The following is a 12586-nucleotide window of genomic DNA, read 5'->3' on the forward strand; positions in this document are numbered from 1 at the left end:
GCGTGGCGCTGCGATGTCAGGCCAGCCAGTCGCGCGGCCGCAGGAAGTCGGCCAGGAACGCCGCTTCCGGGCTGCCGGGTTCGGGCTGGTGGTTGTAGTGCCAGGCCACCAGCGGTGGCATCGACATCAGGATCGATTCGATGCGGCCCTTGGACTGCAGCCCGAACAGGGTGCCGCGATCCCAGACCAGGTTGAACTCGACGTAACGGCCGCGCCGGTACAGCTGCCAGTCGCGCTCGCGCTGCGTGTACGGCATGCCGAGCCGGCGCTCGACGATCGGCACATAGGCCGGCAAGAAGTGATCGCCGACGCTCCGCATCAGCGCGAAGCTGGCCTCGAAGCCGCCGACCGTCCAGTCGTCGTAGAACAGGCCACCGATGCCGCGCGGCTCGTTGCGGTGCTTGAGGAAGAAGTAGTCGTCGCACTGCGCTTTCAGCTTGCCGAACACCTCCGGGCCGAACGGCGCGCAGGCGTCGCGGGCGGTCGAGTGCCAGTGCACGGCGTCTTCCGTGAAGCCGTAGTACGGTGTCAGATCGAAGCCGCCGCCGAACCACCAGACCGGCTCCTCGCCCTCTTTCTCCGCGATCAGGAAGCGGACGTTCGCGTGCACGGTCGGCGCATAGGGATTGCGCGGATGGAAGACCAGCGACACGCCCATCGCCCGGAAGCCACGGCCGACCAGTTCCGGCCGCGCGGCGGTCGCCGCCGGCGGCAACCGGGTGCCGCGGATGTCGGAGAAATTGACGCCGGCGCGTTCAAACACCGCGCCATCGGCCAGCACCCGGGATTCGCCGCCGCCGCCCTCATCGCGCTGCCAGGCATCGCGAAGGAATTTCGCGCGGCCGTCGATGCGCTCGACTTCGGCGCAGATGCGGTCCTGCAGGCTGCGGAGATAGGTTTCGACGTCCTTCGGACGGGGCGTTTCAGTCTTGGTCATGCGCCGAAGTGTAGTGCGGCGTGGGCGCGGCGCGCGCTAGACGTGCTTCCGGCTCAGCGCCGCAGGATGTTGCCGTTGGTGGCGTCGCGAATGATAGTCGGCCGGTCGAGCCCGCCGAGGGCGCCGGGCACCAGCAGGTCGAACTGGTTGCGCAGGTGGATGCGCGCCGCGCCCGGGCTTGCTGCCGGCGGATCGCCGGCGCGGTTGGCGCTGGTCGACACGATGGCCCCACCAAACGCATCGCAGAGCCTGGCCGCGACCGGATGCGCGGTGACCCGTACGGCCACGGTGTCGCGATCGCCGCTGATCCACAGCGGGCAGTGCTCGCTGGCCGGAAACACCCAGGTGGAAGCGCCGGGCCAGGTCGCCGTGGCGCGCCGCCAGGCCATCCGCGACGGCACTTCGATGTATGGCTCGATCATCTCCAGGGTCGAGCCGATCAGGATCAGGCCCTTCTGCCATTCGCGGTTCTTGATCTTCAGCAGCCGCTCGACCGCCCGACGGTTCTGCGGGTCGCAGCCGATGCCCCAGACCGCTTCGGTCGGGTAGACGACGACGCCGCCGGTGCGCATCAGACGACCAGCCAGTGCCAGCTTGCTTGCGTTCAGCATGGTGGCGAAACCCTTCAGCCCTTCTTGGCGTAGACGGTGCGCTTGGTCAGCGTCGGCGCACGCGCTGCCTTCTTGGTCGCCTTCTTCTTCGCGGCCGCCTTCTTGGCCGGCGCGCGCTTCACGGCGGCCTTCTTGACCACCACGGCGTCATCGGTGCCCGGTGCAGCTTTCTTGGCAGCGGCCTTCTTCTTGGCGCCCTTCTTGGCCGGCTTGGCGGCTTCGGCTTCAGCGAGGTAGGCCTCGCATTCGAAGACGCTGAGCTTCTCGGCGTCGCGGGTGCGCGGAATCGGCGCCTTGCGCGTGCCGTCGGTGATGTACGGCCCGAAACGCCCCTTGATGATGCGGATGCCGGTACCGTCGAAGGTCCTGATGGTCGCAGCGTCCAGCGCGGCGGCCTTCTGCTCGATCAGCTCGATAACGCGCGGCAGCTCGATCGTGTAGGGATCGTCGTCCTTCTTCAGCGACACGAAGCTCTTGCCGTGGCGCGCATACGGCCCGAAGCGGCCGATGTTGACCTCGACCTCGTCGCCGTTCGGCATCGCACCCAGCTTGCGCGGCAGCTTGAACAGCTCCATCGCCTCTTCAAGCGTGATGGTGTCGATGCGCTGGTTGCCCCGGAGGCTTGCGTAGCGCGGCTTCTCGGAGGTGGTGTCGCCTTCCTCGACGCGAGCGCCGATCTGCACGTACGGCCCGTAGCGGCCGAGGCGGGCAGTGACCGGCTTGCCGCTGGCAGGGTCGATGCCGATGGTGCGCGTCTCGGACACTTCCGAGCGCGACAGTTCCATCTTCTCGTCGACCATCGGCTTGAAGATGCCCCAGAACTTCGCCAGCAGCGGCACCCAGGCCTGTTCGCCGCGCGACACGGCGTCGAGATCGTCTTCGAGCTTGGCGGTGAATTCGTAGTCGACGTAGCGGGTGAAGTGCTCGGTCAGGAAGCGGTTGACGATCATGCCGACGTCGGTCGGCGTGAACGCCTTGCCGTCGAGGCGCACGTAGTCGCGGGCCTGCAGGGTCGAGATGATCGAGGCATAGGTCGACGGGCGGCCGATGTCGTATTCCTCGAGCGTCTTGACCAGGCTGGCTTCGGTGAAGCGCGGTGGCGGCTGGGTGAAGTGCTGCTCGGGCAGCAGTTCGAGCAGCGTGACGACGTCGCCGACTTCCAGCGGCGGCAGACGCTTCTCGTCGTCTTCCTTGGCCTCGTTCTCGTCGTCGACGGCGATGCCATAGGCGGCGAGGAAGCCTGGCTCGACCAGCACCTGGCCATTGGCCTTGAAGGCGTGGTCGGCGCTGGCGCGTAGTTCGGCGGCCACGGTGTCGAATACCGCCGGCTGCATCTGGCAGGCGACGGTGCGCTTCCAGATCAGGTCATAGAGACGCGCCTGATCCGGCGTCAGGTACTTGGCCACTGCCTCGGGGCTGCGCAGGAACGAGGTCGGACGAATCGCTTCGTGCGCTTCCTGCGCGTTCTTCGACTTGGTCTTGTAGTAGCGCGGCTCGGGCAGCGCAGCCGCCGCGCCGTAGCGCTTGATGATCGCATCGCGCAGTTCCACCAGGGCGTCCTGCGCCAGGTTCACCGCGTCGGTACGCATGTAGGTGATCAGGCCAACGGTCTCGCCGCCGATGTCGACACCTTCATAGAGCTGCTGCGCGGTGCGCATCGTGCGCTGGGCCGTGAAGCCGAGCTTGCGGTTGCCGTCCTGCTGCAGGGTCGAGGTGGTGAACGGCGGGCCGGGCGTGCGCTTGCGCTGCTTCTTCTCGACCTTGGCGACCTTGAGTACACCCTTGGCCGCTTCGGCGATCGCCCGCTTCGCGGCTTCGGCCGAACCTTCGTTGCCGAGCGTGAACTGCTCGACCTTCAGTCCATCGAACTCCAGCAGGCGGGCATTGAACGCAGTGCCGTCCTTTTCGGCGCGGGCGTCGAGCGTCCAGTATTCCTGCGGCTTGAAGGCGCGGATCTCTTCCTCGCGCTCGCAGATCAGGCGCAGCGCCGGGCTCTGCACGCGGCCGGCCGACAGCCCCGGCCCGACCTTGCGCCACAACAGCGGCGACAGGTTGAAGCCGACCAGGTAATCGAGTGCGCGGCGGGCCTGCTGGGCATTGACCAGGTCCTGGGCGACGTCGCGGCCTTCGTCGATCGCGCGCTGCACTTCACGCGGCGTGATCTCGTAGAAGACGACGCGCTTGACCGGCTTGTTCTTGACCAGCCCCTTCTCTTTCAGATGCTCGAGCAGGTGCCAGGAAATCGCTTCGCCTTCGCGATCAGGGTCGGTGGCGAGGAACAGGTTGTCGGAGCGCTTGAGCTCGGCAACGATGGCGTTGACGTGCTTCTGGTTCTTGTCGATCAGCTGGTACTTCATCTCGAAGCCGCGCGTGACGTCGACCGCGCCGTCCTTGGGCACGAGGTCGCGCACATGGCCATAAGAAGCCAGCACTTCGTAGTCCTTGCCCAGGTACTTCTTGATCGTCTTCGCCTTCGCGGGCGATTCGACGATGACCAGATTCTTGCTCATTGACGCCGCGTGTCCCACACCTGTCCCGCGTCCCGGTGACGCGTGGAGCGGCAGCTTATACGGCAAAGAGCTTGCCAGTGGCTAGTACGGCGGCTGTCGCGCAGCAGCGCCGGGCAGGTGCGCCCGGCGGCGTGTCAGTGCAGGAATTCGCCGTGGTAATAGACCATGTCTTCGAGGTGGACGGCCGCTTCCTCGGAGCCCGGCTGGTTGATCAGCACCAGCAGACAGACCCATTTGACGCGCTCGATGTCGATCTCGTCCTCGAAGGCCAGCAGGCGTTCGATGACCAGTTCGCGGCTCTCGCTGTTGAGGATGCCGAGCTGCTCCAGATAAAGGAGAAAGCCACGACACTCGGCCGACAGCCGCTCCTGCTCCTGCGGCGCGTACAGCCGCAGCGTGTCGGTGCGACCTCGGAGGCTCGGCGCATTGCGCTGGTTCGCAAGGCCGTCGAGCCAGGCGAATGCGTGCGCCACTTCTTCATCGGGGAAGCCGGCGGCGGACAGCTCCACCCGCAGGTTTTCCTGGTTGTCGGAGTCGGAGAACTCGCCGTCCTGGTAGTTCTCGAAGAGGTACATCAGTACATCGAGCAGGGTCTCTTTCATGCGCTCTCACATGCGCCGGGACCAGGCGCGTGCAGTTGTTGACGAACTGCCTCCGACTCAGTGTAGCGCCTCAAACGCGGCGATGCAGGCGGACGAAACGATCGCCGGGCAGGGCCTCGATGCGGCCTTCCAGCTCCAGACCCAGCAGCGCCGCGCCGAGTTCCGCGACCCCGGAAGACAGCTGCGCGGCCAGCTGGTCGAGGCTGACCGGGCTGTCGCCGAGCTGCGCCAGCAGCCGTCGTTGCAGCGGGTCGTCCACCGGCAACTCGACCGTCGCTGCCGTCGCACTCGCCGGCGTCGGCAGCAGCGGACGCAACTGCGGCGCCAGCGCCGCGACGATGTCGTCGATGCTTTCGACCAGCGCGGCGCCGTCGCGGATCAGCGCGTGACAGCCGCGCGCCAGCGGGTTGTGGATCGAGCCGGGCAGGGCGAACACCTCGCGGCCCTGCTCGGCAGCCAGCCGTGCGGTGATCAGCGAGCCGGAGCCGAGCTGCGCCTCGACCACCAGCACGCCGAGGCTCAGGCCGGAAATGATCCGGTTGCGCTGCGGAAAATGTTGCGGCCGGGGCACCGTCCCGGGCGGGTACTCCGACAGCAGCACGCCGCAGGCGGCGATGCGCTCGCCGAGCGCCTGATTCCGTGGCGGATAGATGCGATCGAGCCCGTTGCCGCAGACCGCGACCGTGGCGGCGCCGCTGTCGAGCGCGCCGGCATGGGCGGCCGCGTCGATGCCGAGCGCCAGCCCCGAGGTCACCAGCAGACCGATGCGGCTGGCGGCATCGGCAAAGGCACGGGCGTTTTCACGCCCCTGGCTCGAGGCACCCCGGGCGCCGACGATGGCCAGCTGCGGCTCGTCGAGCAGGCTGGGATCGCCGATCGCGAATAGCGCCACCGGCGCGCCGGCGATGGACCGCAGCCGGGCCGGATAGCGGGCATCGTCGTCGGCGATGAAATGGTGCTGCGGCGAACGGCCGAGCCATTGCAGGTCGCGCTCGGCGGCGGCCCGGTCCGGTGCTGACAGCCCGGCGATCAGCGGTTCGCTGCAGCCGGCGTCGGCCCAGGCTTTGGGTCCGGCGGCCAGAATCGCTTCGGCGCTGCCGAAGCGGCGCAGCAGGGCGCGCTGCCGCGCCGGCCCGAGCCCCGGTACCCGGAGCAGGCAGAGGCGGGCAAGCGTGGGAAGCGGGTGGTCGGTCATGGGCGGCGTCCTTGCCGCTGGCCTTCAGGCTCGCATCAGCGCCGGGCCGACGGCGATGGCCGGACGACCTTGTCGAGCACGTGCAGCGGCCGGGTCGCATTCATCACCAGCGCGTAACTGAGCCGGGGCGTGACCTTGAACACCATCAGCACGCCGGCGTACTGGTCAGGCAGCGGCACGGCCTCCCGGGTGTAGGGGTCGGCGACCACCCGGCCGGCCTGCAGGATGTCGAGCACGGTGCCCGGATCGATGCCGTGCTCGGTGCCCCGGTTGAGCGCGACGATCTGGTACTGCGAGATCTGCGACAGCCCGTCGAACACCGAGATGATCCGGCCGTTGACCGCAGACTGCGGGGCGTGCGGATAGAAATGGGCCTCGAAGCTTTCCGCTTCGATCGGCAGCAGGCGGTCGGCGATCAGCACTTCGCGGCTCGACTGGGTGACCCGCATCACTGCCGGGTTGCCGGGTGGCAGGTCGGGGGCGCGCAGCTCCGCCTCGCCGGCCGGAATCGCCTCGTAACCGATCAGCTTGCGGGTGTCCGGATCCCGGTACGGCTCGCCGACCCGCACCACGGCGTAGCGGTCGGCCGCCGGGGCGGCCAGGTTCCGCACATAGATGTCGCTGTTGGCGCCGACCGCGAGACGTTCGTCGACGAAAGCGACGACATACGGCGCGCGTTCGGTTTCCTCCAGCGTCACCAGCCGGGGGCCGCGCAGGAAATTGCGGATCGCCTCGATCGGGATTGCCGGCAGCGCCGTGTCAAGCGCTTCCTCGCGGACCTGCGGCGACAGCCGTTCCAGCGGCCCGTCGCTGACCAGCCGGGTGCGGCCGTCGATGCTGACCAGCGTCAGCACGTCGCCGGGGTAGATGCGGTGCGGATTGCGGACCTGCGAATTGCCGTACCACAGCTCCGGCCACTGCCAGGGGTCGCGCAGGAAATGGCCGGCGATGTCCCACAGCGTATCGCCGCGCTTGACGACATAGCGCAGCGGCGCGTCCTCGCGCAGCGCCACCGTGCCGGCGGCCGCAGTCGCAGCCTGCAGGTCGGCCAGCGGCGTGGCGACGGCCGGCGCGGGCCGGGTGGCGGCGGTCGATGCCGGCACGATGCTGGGTGCCACCGGCGCGCCATCGGAGACGGGCGGCGTCGCCGCGCAGCCGGCTAGGGCGCCAGTGGCCAGCGCGAACGCGGCCAGCGGGGCCGGGCGGCGGCGCGGGAGCCGAAATGGCGAGGCGCTATACTTCCACATGGCGGCGAGTACTCTCGTGCGGCCCCTTCGACGGACGCCGGATTCTGGCATGAATGCCGACGCTCAAACCTGCCGGGACACCTGGTTGTCGTCGATCTCTTACGTCAATGCTGCAGGTCGTCCATCATGGCTCTTCTCCCGATCCTCACCCATCCCGATCCGCGTCTTCGCCAGAAGACCAAGCCGGTCACCGTGTTCGACGACAAGCTGCAGAAGCTGATCGACGACCTGTTCGACACCATGTACGACGCCCCCGGCGTCGGCCTTGCCGCCAACCAGTGTGGCGTGCTGCTGCGGCTGTCGGTGATGGACTGCTCGGAAGCGAAGACCGAGCCTATGGTGCTGATCAACCCGGAGATCCTGTCGACCGATGAGCGGCAGGAAATGGAAGAAGGCTGCCTGTCGGTCCCGGATATCCGCGACACCATCGAGCGCTTCAACCGGCTGCGGGTGCGGGCGCTGGACCGTCACGGCCAGCCGTTCGAGCTGGATTGCGAAGGGCTGATGGCGCAGTGCGTGCAGCACGAGATCGACCACCTCGACGGCAAGCTCTACATCGACTACCTGTCGTCGCTGAAGCGCGAGCGGATCAAGAAGAAGATGCTCAAGCTGAAGGCGGCGGTCGGCGGCTGAGGCCGCCGGGAGCCCCGCCGGGGCCCGACGCTGCATCAGCCGTCGCCGCTCGGCGCTGCAATCCGGCCGTCCATCCGCCGCCGGCTCAAGGCATCCGGGCGGCGCCTTTCACGGCTGCGGTGACTAGGTTCTAATTTGCTGCGGCCGGCACTTCCAGCGGCCCGCTTCCCGACCTTCCGGAGTCACGATCCCGTGCAGACCTCGTCCGAACGCGCCCAGCGCCGAGCGTCGCCGCGATCGCGGCAGCGCGGCGCGGCCGGCGTTTTCCTGATCATCTCGCTGCTGCTGCTGGTGCCGATCCTGGCGCTGGCGCTGAACATCGGCCAGCTCTACTACGCCCAGCGCGACCTCGAGAAGCAGGCGACGCTGGCGGCGCTGTCCGCGACCCAGGTCGCCAGCGGCTGCGCCAACGATGGCCGGCCCGGCCAGCTGGCCGCCGTCACTGCTGAAGTCATTCGCATCATCGCCGCCAACAATCGCGGAGACGCCGCCGGCGCGGCGGCGCTGCTGGCATCCGGAATCAACGATTCCCCCGGCGTCGAACTGGGCCGCATCGATGTGGTCGGCGGCCTGCGCCGCTTCGTGCCGCTGGTGGACGGCAATCCGACGATCAACGCGGTGCGGATCAATCTGACCCGGCCGCAGCCGGCGCCGTTCCTGCGGCCGCTCGGCGCCGTGTTCGGCACCGGCAATCTGTACGCCTCGGCGACGGCGCAGCAGGCGGCGATCGGCACCTTCAACGTCGGTTCCGGCTTGCTGTCGCTGAACGGCGGCATCGTCAACGGCCTGCTCGGCGGGCTGCTGTGCGCGCCGGGCGATGTCACCTGCCAGAACAAGATCGTGTCGCTGAATCTGGTCAGCGGCACGCAGGGTCTGGTCAATACGCAGATCTCGCTGGGCCAGCTGGCGACGGCGCTCGGTGTGTCGGTGGAGGACCTGTCTGATCCGCTGACCCTGGCGGCGCAGACGCCGATCCTGTCGGAACTGCTCGGTGGCCTGGTCGGTGCGCTGGGCGATACCGCCAGCAGTTCGGTGGTCGGGCTTGTGCAGGGGCTGGCCAATGCCGCGTCGAACCCGCGCGAGGTGCCCTTGGGCCAGTTGCTCGGCGTCGTCGATGGCCTCGGCGGCGATACCCCGATCGTCAACCTGTTCGATCTGCTGATCGCCGCCGGCCAGGCCACGGTGGCCGATCCGACCGGCGTCACGCCGATCAATCTGCCGATCAATCTGAGCGTGCCGGGGGTGGCCAATGTCGCCACCTTCATCAACGTGCTGGAGCCGCCGCAGTTCGGCATCGGCCGCCCCGGTCAGGCCGAAGCGAAAACGGCGCAGATTCGCCTGCTGATCCGCATCGAGGCCGGCGGCATCCTGAACGGGCTGCTGGGGGCCATCAATAATCTTCTGAATGGGCTTCTCAACCTGGTTGGCGCGCTGCTCGGTCTCAATGTCTCGGTCGTCGTGGTGCCTCCGCCGCTCAACCTTGGAGTCGACGTAGAAGTGGCGGGGGGGGCAGCAAGTCTTGAACGGCTCGAATGCCCGACGTCCGGACGTTCCGATCCTGTTGCCCATCTTGACGCTCGGATCGCAACCGCCACCGTCGCGGTGGGCACGTTCACTGGCGCGGCTTCTTCTGCTCCCGCATTGAACACGGCAACCAACAGCTTTCCGATTGCATCGGTCGGTATCGACGCCAGATGTGTGGGCGCCCTCGGGCTGTGCCTGTTGAATCTGGGAAACACCAATCTGAGCGTCGGCCTCGGGCTGACCGGAGTCGGTGTCGGTGCGACGGCGCCTGCGCCACTGGATCCCGTGGTGGCATTCACGCCGGTAACCGTCGACGGATCGCGTCTGCAGCCGGTGTTCATAGCCGATGGCGTGCCGCCGCAGGCGCCTGTGGCTGCCAACCCGCAGACGATCTCGGCACCGACGACAATCGATATCAGTCTTGATCTCACCAGTAGTCAGACCGGTACCGGATTGGTCGGTGTACTGACCGACCTTGTCTCGAATTTGCTCAACGGTATCGTTGGTTTGCTGAATCCGCTGCTGAATCTGGTCAACGGACTGACCACGGCGCTGGTCGATCCGCTGCTCGCGCTGCTCGGGATTCAACTCGGCACCGCCACGGTGACCATGAACGCGGTGCAGACCGGCCAACCGACACTGATCTCGACCTGTCTGCCGGGCACCGCCCTTTGCCCCTGATGCCTGCATGAGCGCAAGCCCAACCTCCGCGCGGCCGCTGCTGCCGGTGCTCGACGCCGCTGCGGTCGAGAAGATCATCTACGACGCGCTGCCGATGGCGAGCTTTGCCAGCTTCAGCGTCACCGACATCGGCCCCGGCTTGGCGATCGTGCGGCTGCCGTACGAGACCTGGATGGTCCGTCCTGGCGGCACCGTGGCCGGGCCGGTGCTGATGCTGGCCACCGACACCGCGATGTTCGCGGTGGTGCTGGCCCATATCGGCGACCAGGTGATGGCAGTGACCGCCAACATCAACATCAACTTCCTGAGCCGCCCGAAGCCGGCGGCGGTGATCGCCGAAGGCCGCATCCTCAAGCTCGGCCGGCGGCTGGCGATGGTCGAGGTGCTGATGTACAGCGAAGGCGACGACACGCTGGTCGCCCACGCCACCGGCAGCTACGCGCTTCCAGCATAAGGAACTGCCGGTGCGCCGCCTTGACCGGGCCGCGCGCAGCACGGAATCTTGCCGGCCAGCAGCGCCGTCCGGGACGCTGCCTCGATCCCGCTAGGTCTGTCCGAATCCGATGAACACCCTGTTGAGCCGCGCCCTGTGGCTGGCGCTGTCGATCTTCGGCGCCGCCTGCCTCGCCACCGTCGCGCTGCGGCGCGGCGAAACCATCAGCGCGATGTGGCTGATCGCGGCCAGCGCGTCGGTGTTCCTGATCGGCTACCGCTTCTACAGCCGCTACATCGCCGACGTGGCGCTGCAGGTGGACCCGCGCCGCGCGACGCCGGCGGCGCTGCGCAACGACGGCCTCGACTACGTGCCGACCGACCGCACCGTGCTGTTCGGCCATCACTTCGCCGCCATTGCCGGCGCCGGCCCGCTGGTCGGCCCGGTGCTGGCCGCGCAGATGGGCTATCTGCCGGGCACCTTGTGGATCCTGGTCGGCGTGGTGTTCGCCGGTGCCGTGCAGGACTACGTGGTGCTGTTTCTGTCGACCCGTCGCGACGCCCGTGGCATGGGCGAGATGATTAAGAGCGAACTGGGCCCGGTCGCCGGCATGGTGGCGATGGGCGGCATCCTGGCGATCACCATCATGCTGATCGCGGTGCTGGCGCTGATCGTCATCAAGGCGCTGGCGGAAAGCCCCTGGGGGCTGTTCACGGTCGCCGCGACCATCCCGATCGCCCTGTTCATGGGCGTCTACGCCCGCTACCTGCGGCCGGGCCACGTTGGCGAAGTGTCGGCGATCGGCGTGCTGCTGCTGATCGCCTCGGTGATCGCCGGTGGCGCCGTGGCCGCCGATCCGCACTGGGCGGCGGCATTCACCTTCGATGCGCCGACCCTGACCTGGATGCTGATCGCCTACGGCTTCGCCGCTTCGGTGCTGCCGGTGTGGCTGCTGCTGGCGCCGCGCGATTACCTGTCGACGTTCATGAAGATCGGCACCATCGCCGTGCTGGCGATCGCCATCCTGATCGCCGCGCCGGATCTGAAGATGCCGGCGGTGACGCCGTTCATCGACGGCAGCGGGCCGGTCTGGGCCGGGCCGCTGTTCCCGTTCCTGTTCATCACCATCGCCTGCGGCGCGGTCAGCGGCTTCCACGCGATGGTGTCGAGCGGCACCACGCCGAAGATGCTGGCCAACGAGGCCCATGCCCGTCCGATCGGCTACGGCTCGATGCTGATGGAGGCCAGCGTGGCGATCATGGCGCTGACCGCCGCCTGCATCCTCGAACCCGGCATCTATTTCGCGATGAACGCCCCGGCTGCCGTGATCGGCACCAGCGCCGAAACCGCCGCTGCGGCGATTGCCCAGTGGGGCTTCGTGGTGACGCCGGAACTGCTGACGCAGACCGCGAAGGACATCGGCGAGACCACGATCCTGAGCCGGGCCGGCGGCGCGCCGACGTTGGCGGTCGGCATGGCGATGATCCTGCACCAGGTGGTGCCGAGCGTGGCCTCGATGGCCTTCTGGTACCACTACGCGATCCTGTTCGAAGCGCTGTTCATCCTGACCACGATCGACGCCGGCACCCGCATCGGCCGGTTCATGATCCAGGACTTCCTCGGCAGCCTTTACGCGCCGATGAAGAACACCCGCAGCTGGGCCGCGAACGCGGTGGCGACCACGCTGTGCGTCGCCGGTTGGGGCTGGTTCCTGATGCAGGGCGTCACCGATCCGCTCGGCGGCATCAACACGCTGTGGCCGCTGTTCGGCATCGCCAACCAGATGCTGGCCGGCATCGCGCTGATCTTCGCCACCGTGGTGCTGATCAAGATGAAGCGCGCCCGCTATGCGTGGATCACCGCTGTGCCGATGACCTGGCTGCTGACCTGCACCCTGTACGCCGGCTGGCTGAAGGTGTTCTCGGCCAATCCGCGCATCGGCTTTCTCGCCCATGCCGACAAGTTCGGCACCGCACTGGCCCACGGCGAAGTGCTGGCGCCGGCCAAGTCGCTGGCGCAGATGAGCCGCATCGTGCTCAACGACCGCATCGACGCGACGCTGGCCTTGCTGTTCATCAGCGTCGTGGTGATCGTCTTCCTGCTGGCCGTGCGTACCGCATGGGCAAGTCTGCGGTCCGGCGAGGTCACCGCCCGCGAAGCACCGTACGTGGCCGTGGACGATGCGCCGGCCGCCGCCTGAGGTCCCGGATGCC

At 67.9% G+C, this 12586-nt stretch carries 10 protein-coding genes; 4 read left to right on the plus strand and 6 right to left on the minus strand.

The features are described 5' to 3' along the window. Positions 1 to 16: 16 nt before the first annotated feature. The 6 genes from hemF to ACTIGJ_RS10125 all read right to left on the minus strand — a co-directional run bounded on the left by hemF (position 17) and on the right by ACTIGJ_RS10125 (position 7102). A complete protein-coding gene (gene hemF / locus ACTIGJ_RS10100) occupies positions 17 to 937 on the minus strand; it encodes an oxygen-dependent coproporphyrinogen oxidase (RefSeq protein ID WP_439640183.1) in 921 nt (306 codons plus the stop codon). 53 nt (positions 938 to 990) lie between these two features. Next, positions 991 to 1548 carry an L-threonylcarbamoyladenylate synthase gene (locus ACTIGJ_RS10105; protein WP_439640184.1) on the minus strand — a complete coding sequence of 186 codons (558 nt, stop codon included), beginning with the start codon at positions 1546 to 1548 and terminating at the stop codon, positions 991 to 993. Between the two features lie 14 nt (positions 1549 to 1562). Further along, complete coding sequence (locus tag ACTIGJ_RS10110) at positions 1563 to 4058, minus strand: DNA topoisomerase I (protein ID WP_439640185.1); 2496 nt, start codon at positions 4056 to 4058, stop codon at positions 1563 to 1565. A 134-nt stretch (positions 4059 to 4192) separates the two neighbouring features. After that, positions 4193 to 4660: a DUF494 family protein gene (locus ACTIGJ_RS10115; RefSeq protein WP_439640186.1), complete on the minus strand. Its 468-nt coding sequence runs from the start codon at positions 4658 to 4660 to the stop codon at positions 4193 to 4195. Between the two features lie 70 nt (positions 4661 to 4730). Then, positions 4731 to 5855 (minus strand): DNA-processing protein DprA, encoded by a 1125-nt coding sequence (dprA, locus tag ACTIGJ_RS10120; RefSeq protein ID WP_439640187.1) that lies wholly within the window; start codon positions 5853 to 5855, stop codon positions 4731 to 4733. Between the two features lie 35 nt (positions 5856 to 5890). Further along, complete coding sequence (locus ACTIGJ_RS10125; protein ID WP_439640188.1) at positions 5891 to 7102, minus strand: LysM peptidoglycan-binding domain-containing protein; 1212 nt, start codon at positions 7100 to 7102, stop codon at positions 5891 to 5893. A 126-nt stretch (positions 7103 to 7228) separates the two neighbouring features. Between ACTIGJ_RS10125 and def the strand changes: the two genes are divergently transcribed. From def to ACTIGJ_RS10145, 4 genes are all read left to right on the plus strand, one after another. Further along, entirely contained in the window at positions 7229 to 7735 is a 507-nt protein-coding gene (gene def / locus ACTIGJ_RS10130; RefSeq protein ID WP_439640189.1) for a peptide deformylase, read from the plus strand. 291 nt (positions 7736 to 8026) lie between these two features. After that, a complete protein-coding gene (locus ACTIGJ_RS10135) occupies positions 8027 to 9940 on the plus strand; it encodes a TadG family pilus assembly protein (protein WP_439640190.1) in 1914 nt (637 codons plus the stop codon). 7 nt (positions 9941 to 9947) lie between these two features. Further along, complete coding sequence (locus tag ACTIGJ_RS10140) at positions 9948 to 10394, plus strand: PaaI family thioesterase (protein WP_439640191.1); 447 nt, start codon at positions 9948 to 9950, stop codon at positions 10392 to 10394. 109 nt (positions 10395 to 10503) lie between these two features. Further along, complete coding sequence (locus ACTIGJ_RS10145) at positions 10504 to 12573, plus strand: carbon starvation CstA family protein (protein ID WP_439640192.1); 2070 nt, start codon at positions 10504 to 10506, stop codon at positions 12571 to 12573. Positions 12574 to 12586: the final 13 nt, after the last annotated feature.

This window comes from Nevskia sp. (assembly GCF_051860985.1).
Classification (GTDB): Bacteria; Pseudomonadota; Gammaproteobacteria; order Nevskiales; family Nevskiaceae; genus Nevskia.

Bases quoted from the DNA above. Each gene is read 5' to 3' on its own strand.
- ACTIGJ_RS10110 (WP_439640185.1), bottom strand. From the start codon at position 4,058: ATGAGCAAGAATCTGGTCATCGTCGAATCGCCCGCGAAGGCGAAGACG.
- ACTIGJ_RS10105 (WP_439640184.1), bottom strand. From the start codon at position 1,548: ATGCTGAACGCAAGCAAGCTGGCACTGGCTGGTCGTCTGATGCGCACC.
- hemF (WP_439640183.1), bottom strand. From the start codon at position 937: ATGACCAAGACTGAAACGCCCCGTCCGAAGGACGTCGAAACCTATCTC.
- ACTIGJ_RS10125 (WP_439640188.1), bottom strand. From the start codon at position 7,102: ATGTGGAAGTATAGCGCCTCGCCATTTCGGCTCCCGCGCCGCCGCCCG.
- ACTIGJ_RS10140 (WP_439640191.1), top strand. From the start codon at position 9,948: ATGAGCGCAAGCCCAACCTCCGCGCGGCCGCTGCTGCCGGTGCTCGAC.
- dprA (WP_439640187.1), bottom strand. From the start codon at position 5,855: ATGACCGACCACCCGCTTCCCACGCTTGCCCGCCTCTGCCTGCTCCGG.
- ACTIGJ_RS10115 (WP_439640186.1), bottom strand. From the start codon at position 4,660: ATGAAAGAGACCCTGCTCGATGTACTGATGTACCTCTTCGAGAACTAC.
- ACTIGJ_RS10145 (WP_439640192.1), top strand. From the start codon at position 10,504: ATGAACACCCTGTTGAGCCGCGCCCTGTGGCTGGCGCTGTCGATCTTC.
- def (WP_439640189.1), top strand. From the start codon at position 7,229: ATGGCTCTTCTCCCGATCCTCACCCATCCCGATCCGCGTCTTCGCCAG.